General features: G+C 73.5%; 6 protein-coding genes. All 6 read left to right on the top strand.

Going from position 1 to position 9,166, the window contains the following annotated elements:
• Window positions 1-1,325: hypothetical protein (locus tag V7E45_RS35800; protein WP_333778444.1), on the top strand; the 1,325-nt coding region annotated here is incomplete at its 5' end.
• Window positions 1,326-1,339: 14 nt separating this feature from the next.
• Window positions 1,340-2,368, top strand: a complete 1,029-nt coding sequence (locus V7E45_RS35795) for a glutamate ABC transporter substrate-binding protein (protein WP_333778443.1) — start codon at window positions 1,340-1,342, stop codon at window positions 2,366-2,368.
• A gap of 53 nt (window positions 2,369-2,421) precedes the next feature.
• A complete protein-coding gene (locus V7E45_RS35790) occupies window positions 2,422-3,729 on the top strand; it encodes a hypothetical protein (protein ID WP_333778442.1) in 1,308 nt (435 codons plus the stop codon).
• Window positions 3,726-6,197: a serine/threonine-protein kinase gene (locus tag V7E45_RS35785; protein ID WP_333778441.1), complete on the top strand. Its 2,472-nt coding sequence runs from the start codon at window positions 3,726-3,728 to the stop codon at window positions 6,195-6,197. The genes V7E45_RS35790 and V7E45_RS35785 overlap by 4 nt, the downstream gene beginning before the upstream one ends.
• Window positions 6,198-6,200: 3 nt before the next feature.
• A complete protein-coding gene (locus V7E45_RS35780; protein ID WP_333778440.1) occupies window positions 6,201-7,565 on the top strand; it encodes a PP2C family serine/threonine-protein phosphatase in 1,365 nt (454 codons plus the stop codon).
• Window positions 7,566-7,666: 101 nt separating this feature from the next.
• Window positions 7,667-9,013 (top strand): vWA domain-containing protein, encoded by a 1,347-nt coding sequence (locus tag V7E45_RS35775; RefSeq protein ID WP_333778439.1) that lies wholly within the window; start codon window positions 7,667-7,669, stop codon window positions 9,011-9,013.
• Window positions 9,014-9,166: the final 153 nt, after the last annotated feature.

Below are 9,166 nucleotides of genomic sequence, written 5' to 3'. Positions count from 1 at the left end.
CCCCGGCCCCCCGCCGCACCGCCTTCGCCGAAGGTGTCGAGCGGGTGCGGGCCGCCGCGACCACCGAGCCGGGCCGGCTGCGCGTCATCGGGGCCGTACTGGCTCTGCTCGTCGTCGCGTTCGGGGCGGTCACCGCCTGGCAGACGTCGGAGCGCGCGGCCGCCGCCGACGACGTGCTGCACCGCAGCCAGCCGCTCAGCTCGGGCGCGGCCGACATCTACCGTTCGCTGGCCGACGCCAACACCGCCGCCTCCAGCGGCTTCCTGGCGGGCGGTCAGGAGAGCGCGGCCTCCCGCGACCGGTACGAGAAGGACATCCGCACCGCGGCCGGCGGGCTCGTCACGGCCGCCGCCAACGCGGAGCCGGGCTCGTCCTCCGAGGCGACCATCGCCAGGCTGAACCGGCTGCTGCCCGAGTACAAGGGCCTGATCGAGCGCGCCCGGACCTACAACCGGCAGGGCTACCCGGTCGGCGGGGCGTACCTGCGCTACGCCAACGAGAAGATGCAGCAGGAGATGCTCCCGGCCGCGGAGGACCTCTACACCAAGGAGAACCAGCGGCTGGACGCCGACTACGCGGACGCGACCCCGTACCCGTGGGCGGCGATCGCGCTCGGCGTGCTCGCCCTGGCCGCGCTGGGCTGGGCCCAGCACCGCACCTACCGGCGCACCAACCGCGTCCTCAACCACGGCCTCGTCGCCGGCACGGCCGCGACGACGGTGGTGCTGCTGTGGCTGGTGGTCGGGCACGCGGTGGCGCGCACCGAGCTGAACGGCTCCTACGACCACGGCATCCGCTCGCTGAAGGTGCTGCACGACGCGCGGATCGCCTCGCTGAAGGCGCGCGGCAACGAGAACCTCAGCCTGGTTTCGCGCGGCGCCGAGACCCTCACGGTCGGCGGGCAGACGTACGACGCGTACTACTACGACTTCGACAAGGACATGGGCGTGCTCGGCCGGGGGCTGACCGAGGCGGCCGGGCTCGCCGACGACCCGGCGGGCAGCAAGCCGGTCTCGGCGGCCGAGGACAACATGGCGGTGTGGAAGAAGCGCCACGCCTCGGCCCGCGGCGAGGACGAGAACGGCAACTACCAGCAGGCGCTCGACCTGGTGATCGGCGGCAAGGGCGCGACCGGTGAGTGCTTCGACAGCGTCGACAGCAACCTCGCCCGGGCCATCGACCACGAGCAGACCGAGTTCAGGCAGGCCGCGGGCAACGGGCTGGACGCCATGACCGGGCTGACCCTCGGAGCCGCGGTGCTCGCCGTGCTCGGTGCCGCCGGTGCCGTCGCGGGCATCGGGCGCAGGCTTTCGGAGTACCGGTGACAGGGGGCAGGACGATGTACGCGAGCCGTGTACGGACCTCCCTGCGAGGCTGGGGCGGGGTCGGCGCGATGGCCGTCCTGTGCGTCCTGGCGCTGGCGTCGGTCCTGCTGCTGCCCCGCACCCAGACCCCGGTCGAGGACGGCCCGGCGGGTGCGCGGACGGCCACCGGGCTCCAGGCGCGCGCCGACGACTGCAAGGACTCCGAGGCGCAGGACAGGACGCTGTCGCCGTCCGGCGCCGACGGTCCGACCATCGAGGCCATCAAGTCCCGTAGCGGCGCCAAGCGCAAGCTGGTCGTCGGTGTCGACCAGAACAGCTACCACTGGGGCTACCGCAACCCGAACACCGAGGGCGCGGAGCTGGAGGGCTTCGACATCGACCTCGTCCACAAGATCGCCGAGGACATCCTCGGCGACCCGGACGCCGTCCAGTTCAAGGCCATACCGACCAACCAGCGTATCCCCGCCATCAAGGACGGCCGGGTCGACATGGTGGTCCGCACGATGACCATCACCTGCGAGCGGCTCGGCGACGTCGCCTTCTCCGCGCCGTACTTCAAGACCGGGCAGCAGGTGCTCGCGCCCAAGTCGTCCGCCATCAGCGGCTACAACGGCACGCTCGCGCACAAGAGGATCTGCACGGCGTCCGGTTCGACCGCGTACATCAAGCTGAAGGCGGACCGCGACAAGGGCACCCTGCCGGCCTCGACCGACATCTCCACCACCGTACCCAACCAGCTCGACTGCCTGGTCCGGCTCCAGCTCGGCGAGGTCGACGCGGTGGTCACCGACGGCGCGCTCGCCGCGAGCCAGGCCGCCCAGGACCCGACGCTCGAACTCAAGGGCCAGGCGTTCACGACCGAGTACTACGGCGTGGCGATGAAGAAGGACGCGAACGATCTGGTACGCCGGGTGAACCGCATCCTGGTCGACTACCGCGCGCACGGCTGGCAGACCTCGTACGACACCTGGCTCTCGGCCACACTGGGCAAGGACCCGGGCCCGTCCAAGCCGCCCGCCCCGCAGTACCTGCGCACCGGCTGAGCCCGCCCGACCGACCCGACCCAGGCCAACCACACAGCAACGAGAGGTGATCGATGGGCGTCACGGACCCCGCCGGGCCGGTGATGGACCGGGACGAGGTGGACCGTGCGCTGGCCCGGCTCGGCGCCGAGCACGAGGCGATCGAGACCTCGCTGCTCGCCCTCCAGGACCACGCCGGCCGCAGGCTCCTCGAAGGCGCCGAGCTGACCGGCGTCACCCGGGAGCGCTGGGCCGCCGCCGAGGCGTCCATCACCCTGCTGTGGGCCTACTTCGACGCCTACACGGCCGCGCTGCGCTCCGCCCGGGAGATCCGCGCCCGGCGCCGCTGGTCCAGCCGCGAGGACCTGGCCGAGCTGACCGAGCTGCTGCGGGGCGAGTCCGTCACCGTCCCGGACGGCGCCGGCGGCGGCCACACGGGCAGGCTCAGCGAGGGCTTCTCGCTGACCGCCCTGGTCGACCGGATGAACGAGCTGTACGCCTCCTCGCTGGACCTGGTCGTCACCGCCGACGCGGTCTGGTCGGCGCTGCCCGCGCGGATCGATTTACTCGCCGCCGAGCTCCAGCGCACCCGCAAGCTCGCCCACTCCGTCGGCGTGCGCCCCGGCGAGCACCCGGCGGGCGACGACCTGGAACGCATCACCCGCACCCTGACCCGGCTGCGCGAGGACGTGGTCTCCGACCCGCTGGCCTTCTGGGTGCCGGCCGAGGGCAGTTCGGCGCCCGGCGGCGGCCGTCCGGACACCACGGTGTACGACCGTGAGGCGCGCGCGCTGGAGGACGTGCGCCGGGAGATCGACGCGGTGCTGACGGTCCGCCAGGACGCGGAGACACGGCTGATCCGACTGCGCGACCTGCTCTCCCGGGCCGACCGCACCCTCGCCGAGGCGCGCACCGCGCGCGGCGAGGTGCTCGCCAAGATCGCGGCGACCGAGGTGCCCGTGGTCAGCGGTCCGCCGACCGCGCTCCAGGAGCAGCTGGCGACGGCCGCCGAGTACCGGCGGCAGGCGCGCTGGCACCGGCTGTCGCCCCTTTTGGAGGCCCTGGAGCAGAAGGCCGAGGACGAACTGCTGCGGGCCCGTGAGTCGTTGACGGCGGTCACCGCGCCGCTCGCGGTCCGCGCCGAGCTGCGCGGTCGGCTCGACGCGTACCGGGCGAAGGTGGCCCGGCACGGGCTGGCCGAGGACCCGCTGCTGGTCGAGCGGTACGACGCGGCCCGGCGGATGCTGTGGAGCGCGCCCTGCGACCTGCGGGTGGCCGAGCAGGCCGTGCTGCGCTACCAGCAGGCGGCGGCCGAGCAGCTCGGCACGCCCGGAATCCCCCACCAGGGCGGGCCCGAGGACCGTAGGAGTGAGTCGTCATGAGTCAGGCACAGCGGGCGTGCCAGCGGCCCGGCTGCGAGGGGTCGTACGAGGACGTCGGCGGCGGTGAGCTGTACTGCGACACCTGCGGCCTCGCCCCGGTCGTCTCCGCGACCGGCATGGTCGGCTCACCGCCCACCGGGGTCACCAAGGGCTCCTCGGCGAACGGCGGTTCGGGCTCCACCGGCCGCAGCGCGCGTACGTCGTCGCAGTCGTCCAGGTCGCGGCGGTCGGTGTCCGGGCGGCTCTCCCGCTCCCTGTCGGGCAACGCCACCGGCCGCTCGGTGTCGGTGCGCAGCTCCGGTTCCTCCTCCGGGACCTCCACCCGCGGCCGGCTCGGCGCCGGTCTGGTGTCCGTGCCGCAGGTGCCGCGGCCCGACCCGCGCGCGATGGTGCTCGACAACCCGGAGGTGCCCGAGCGCAAGCGGTTCTGCTCGCGCTCCGACTGCGGGGCGCCGGTGGGCCGGGCGCGCGGCGACCGGCCGGGGCGCACGGAGGGCTTCTGCACCAAGTGCGGGCACCCGTACTCGTTCGTGCCGAAGCTGAAGGCCGGGGACGTCGTGCACGGCCAGTACGAGGTGGCGGGCTGCCTGGCGCACGGCGGTCTCGGCTGGATCTACCTCGCCGTGGACCGCGCGGTCTCCGACCGCTGGGTGGTGCTCAAGGGCCTGCTGGACACCGGCGACCAGGACGCGATGGCCGCCGCGATCTCCGAGCGGCGCTTCCTCGCCGAGATCGAGCACGCCAACATCGTGCGGATCTACAACTTCGTGGAGCACCTCGACCAGCGCACCGGCTCCCTCGACGGCTACATCGTCATGGAGTACGTCGGCGGCAAGTCGCTGAAGGAGATCGCCAACGCCCGCCGCACACCGGACGGCCGGCGCGACCCGCTGCCGGTGGAGCAGGCCTGCGCGTACGGCATCGAGGCGCTGGAGGCGCTCGGCCACCTGCACAGCCGCAATCTGCTGTACTGCGACTTCAAGGTCGACAACGCCATCCAGACCGAGGACCAGCTCAAGCTGATCGACATGGGCGCGGTGCGCCGCATGGACGACGACGAGTCGGCGATCTACGGCACGGTCGGCTACCAGGCGCCGGAGGTCGCCGAGATCGGCCCTTCCGTGGCGAGCGACCTGTACACCGTGGGCCGCACCCTCGCGGTGCTCACCTTCGACTTCCAGGGCTACACGAACGTCTTCGTGGACTCCCTGCCGGACCCGGACAACATCGAGGTCTTCCACCGCTACGAGTCCTTCTACCGGCTCCTCGTGCGCGCCACCGACCCCGACCCGGCCCGCCGGTTCGCCTCCGCGCAGGAGATGGCCGAGCAGCTGACCGGGGTGCTGCGCGAGGTCGTCTCGTTGCAGACGGGGCAGGCCAGGCCCGCGCTGTCGACGCTGTTCGGTCCGGAAGTGCGGGTCACGGACACGGAGTTGTTCCCCCGGCTGCACGGGGACGTGTCGCGGCTCGGCGCGCGTGCCACGCGGTCCGCCGGGTCCGCCCCGGCGCTGCCCCAGCCGGCCCTCGTCAAGCCGGTCGGCACCCCGGCCGCCGCCCTCGCCCTGCCCGTCCCGCTGGTCGACCCGGGCGACCCCAACGCCGGTTTCCTCGCGGGGCTGATGGCCTCCGCGCCGGCCGAGCTGATCGCCGCGCTGGACGCGGCGCCGGTTCGGACCGTCGAGACCCGGCTGCGGCAGATCCGCGCCCGGCTGGAGAGCGGCGACCACCCGGGCGCGCTGGCGGCACTGGCCGAGCTGGAGGGCGAACGGCCCGACGACTGGCGGGTGGTGTGGTACCGGGGCACGGCCGCCCTGGTCACCGGCGACTTCGAGGGCGCCGCGCTGTCCTTCGACGCGGTCTACGACGCCTTCCCCGGCGAGGCCGCGCCCAAGCTGGCGCTCGGGCTGTGCGCCGAGGTGCTGGGCCAGCTGGACAACGCGGCCGAGTACTACCGGCTGGTGTGGGCGACCGATCCGAGCTTCGTCAGCGCCGCCTTCGGCCTGGCCCGGGTGCAGCTCGCCGCCGGGGACCGGCAGGGCGCGGTGCGGACCCTGGAGTCGGTGCCGGAGTCCTCCATCCACTACACGGCGGCCCGGGTCGCGGCCGTCCGGGCCCGGCTCAGACAGCGCACCGCGACCGCCGGTGACGTACCGTTCCTGGACGACCTGACCGCCGCCGCCGGCCAGGTCGAGGCGCTCCAGGCGTACGGTCTGGACCCGGCCCGGCGCGAGCAGTTGTCCGCCGAAGTGCTCGGCAGCGCCCTGGACTGGATACTCTCCGGAGGCCAGGGAGCCGACCTGCCCGCCACCGGCGGTCGGGTGCTGCTCGGCAGCGGTCTGGACGAGCGGGGTCTCCGCTTCGGCCTGGAGCGCGCGTACCGCACGCTGGCGCGCCTTGCGCCCGGCGGCGAGGAGAGGATCGAGCTGGTGGAACGGGCCAACCGTTACCGCCCCCGGACGTGGGTGTAGTTGATGTCGCAGATGCCCCAGCAGGCCGCACTGACGAGGTGCCCGAGCTGCGCGGAGCCGCTCGAACCGGGTGACCTCTTCTGCGGCGCGTGCGGGTACGACCTGTCCGTCGTGCCCGCCCCGCCGCAGGACCATCCGACGCTCACCATGGCCGGCTCGGCGGCGCCCGGTGACGGCGTGGACTGGCCCGCCCCCGACCCGGCCGGGTCCGGCGGCACGCCGCCCGCGGCGCACCGGGCCGCGGACGTGCCCGGCACCGACTCGGGCGGCAACCCGCTGCACGGGCAGCACCCGCCGCACCCCGCGGAGCCGCCGCACCCCGCGGAGCCGCCGCACCCGCAGGAGCCGCACGTGCCCGGTGTCCGCTTCGACCGGCCCGCGGAACCCGAGGAGTACCCGTTGCAGGCGCCGGACCCGCGCGTGGCCGCCGACATCGCCGTGCCGGAGGACGCGGCGAAGGTGTGCGTCGCCTGCCGGGCCGGCCAGGTCGACGACGACGGCTACTGCGAGAACTGCGGGCACGCCCAGCCGCGCGAACGCGACCACATGGAGCGGGAGTCGGGCCCGGTCGCCGCGGTCAGCGACCGCGGTCTGCGCCACCACCGCAACGAGGACTCCTTCGGCGTCGGGCACACCGCGCTGCCCGACGGCACGCCCGCCGCCGTGGCGGTCGTCTGCGACGGCGTGTCCTCGGCGACCCGCCCCGACGAGGCCTCGGCGGCCGCCGCCCGTACGGCCGGTGACCTCCTGCTGGCCGCGCTGCCCCGCGGCACCAACCCCCAGCAGGCGATGCACGAGGCGATCGTGGCCGCAGCGCAGGCCGTCGACGCGCTGGCCGGTGAGCCCGCCTCGGCCCGTGAGCACGCCCCGCACCAGAACGCCCCTGCCTGCACGATCGTCGGCGCGGTGGTCACCTCCGGGCTGCTGGTGGTCGGCTGGGTCGGCGACAGCCGCGCCTACTGGGTGCCGGCGGACCGCTCCGCGCCCGCGGCCCGGCTGACCGAGGACGACTCCTGGGCCGCGCAGATGGTCGCCGCCGGCCTGATGAGCGAGGCGGAGGCGTACGCGGACGAGCGCGCCCACGCCATCACCGGCTGGCTCGGCGCGGACGCCTACGAACTGGAGCCGCACACCGCTTCCTTCAAGCCGGACCGCCCCGGTGTGGTGGTGGTGTGCACCGACGGCCTGTGGAACTACGCCGAGACGGCCGAGGAGATGGCCGAGATCGTGCCCGCGGACGCGGCCGCCCGTCCGCTGCACGGCGCCCGGGTCCTGGTCGGCCACGCCCTGGACGGCGGGGGCCACGACAACGTAACAGTGGCCCTGCTGCCGTTCCCCGCGCCGCCGCAGGGGGCAGGATCGGCCTGAGGCCGTAGCCGACGGAGAGGCCTCGACGGACCGGAGGGGACCGGTCCGGCCACACGCATTGCCTCGCGTGAGCGGGGTGTACTAGGGGGATTCGAAGCAGCATGGCCATTTTCGCCAAGTCGAACGTGCCGCAGTTCTCGGTCGACGTCTACCAGAACGAGTACCTGCCCGAGGGCGGCCGCGAGGTCAACGCCATCGTCACCGTGACCGCCACCGGTGGTGGCACGGTCGGCGGCGCCGTCGCGGCCCCACACCTGTACGCCCCCGGCCAGGGGCCCTCCGCCGCGGTGGCGATCATGGTCGACTGCTCGGGTTCCATGGAGTACCCGCCGACCAAGATGCGCAACGCCCGCGACGCCACGGCCGCCGCCGTCGACACCCTGCGCGACGGTGTGCACTTCGCGGTGATCGGCGGCACGCACGTCGCCAAGGAGGTCTACCCCGGCGGCGGGCGGCTCGCGGTCGCCGACGCCGCCACCCGCGAGGAGGCCAAGCAGGCGCTGCGCCGGCTGAGCGCGGGCGGCGGTACGGCCATCGGCACCTGGCTGCGGCTGGCCGACCGACTGCTGTCCTCGGCGGACGTCGCCATCCGGCACGGCATCCTGCTCACCGACGGGCGCAACGAGCACGAGTCGCCGCAGGACCTGCGGGCCGCGCTGGACGCGTGCGCCGGGCGGTTCACCTGTGACGCGCGGGGCGTGGGCACCGACTGGGAAGTGAAAGAAGTCACAGGCATCGCCTCGGCGCTGCTCGGCACGGCCGACATCGTCGCCGATCCGGCGGGCCTGGCCGCCGACTTCACGCGGATGATGGAGACGGCGATGGGCAAGGAGGTCGCCGACGTGGCACTGCGGGTGTGGACGCCGGTCGGCACCACCATCCGGTTCGTCAAGCAAGTGGCGCCCACGGTCGAGGAGTTGACCGACCGGCGCACCGAGGCGGGACCCCGCGCCGGGGACTACCCCACCGGCTCCTGGGGCGACGAGTCCCGCGATTACCACCTGTGCGTCGAGGTCCCGGCGGCGGGCCTCCACCAGGAGATGCTCGCCGCCCGGGTCTCCCTGGTCGTCCCACAAGCGGACGGAACGGTACAGAACCTCGGGGCGCAGGGGCTCGTACGGGCCGTGTGGACGGACGACATGGCCGCCTCGACCTCGATCAGCCCCCAGGTGGCGCACTACACCGGGCAGGCCGAACTGGCACAAGCCATCCAGCAGGGGCTCGACCTCCGCAAAGCGGGCGATTTCGACGGGGCAACGGCCAAATTGGGACGTGCTGTTCAGCTCGCGAGTGCCTCGGGGAACGCGGATACTGCGAAACTGCTTTCGAAGGTGGTGGACGTGGTCGACGCGGCGACAGGTACTGTGCGACTGAAGGCGAAGGTCGCGGAGGCCGACGAGATGACTCTCGAGACCCGGTCCACAAAGACTGTTCGTGTAAAGAAGTGACACCACAAGTGACCACGCGGTACTGAAGAAGGACCTGAAGGAGAGGGGGAAGCGCCGACATGCCGACCTGCCCGAACGGACACCAGTCGGGTTCCGACGACTGGTGCGAGGTCTGCGGTCACCGCATGGCCGGTGCCGTGCCCCCGCCCCCTC

The sequence above is a fragment of the Streptomyces sp. IBSBF 3136 genome (assembly GCF_036815105.1).
Taxonomy (GTDB): Bacteria; Actinomycetota; Actinomycetes; order Streptomycetales; family Streptomycetaceae; genus Streptomyces.
The sequence above is the reverse complement of the archived record's forward strand: the minus strand, read 5'-3'. Positions and strand labels throughout refer to the sequence as shown.